General features: G+C 61.0%; 1 protein-coding gene. It reads right to left on the bottom strand.

The features are described from left to right. Nucleotides 1–259: ATP-binding protein (locus tag HKX41_11540; GenBank protein ID NNC24765.1), on the bottom strand; the 259-nt coding region annotated here is incomplete at its 3' end. Between the last annotated feature and the right edge of the window lie 13 nt (nt 260–272).

The following is a 272-nucleotide window of genomic DNA, read 5'->3' as shown; positions in this document are numbered from 1 at the left end:
CAGCGTCGATGAGATAGGGGAATTCGTCTAAGACGACGACCGCGTTCTGGTCACCGAGATAGCCGAGGAGTGCCTCCCAGTCCCGCTTGATGTTCGTGATGCCAGGGAACGTCTCGGCGGCAACGTCGACGAACTCGTCGAGTTGGAGCTGTGCAGTAGTCTCTGTGCCCTGATAGACGACGGCGTCGTCCCGATCGCGGAGCGAGTGTTGAACGAGTTGGGTCTTTCCCAGACGCCGACGGCCGTAGATGACTGCCAGCTCGCCGCTGTCG

Origin of the sequence: Salifodinibacter halophilus (assembly GCA_012999515.1) — a bacterium.
Taxonomy (GTDB): Bacteria; Pseudomonadota; Gammaproteobacteria; order Nevskiales; family Salinisphaeraceae; genus Salifodinibacter; species Salifodinibacter halophilus.
This window is presented reverse-complemented; position numbering and strand designations above follow the sequence as displayed.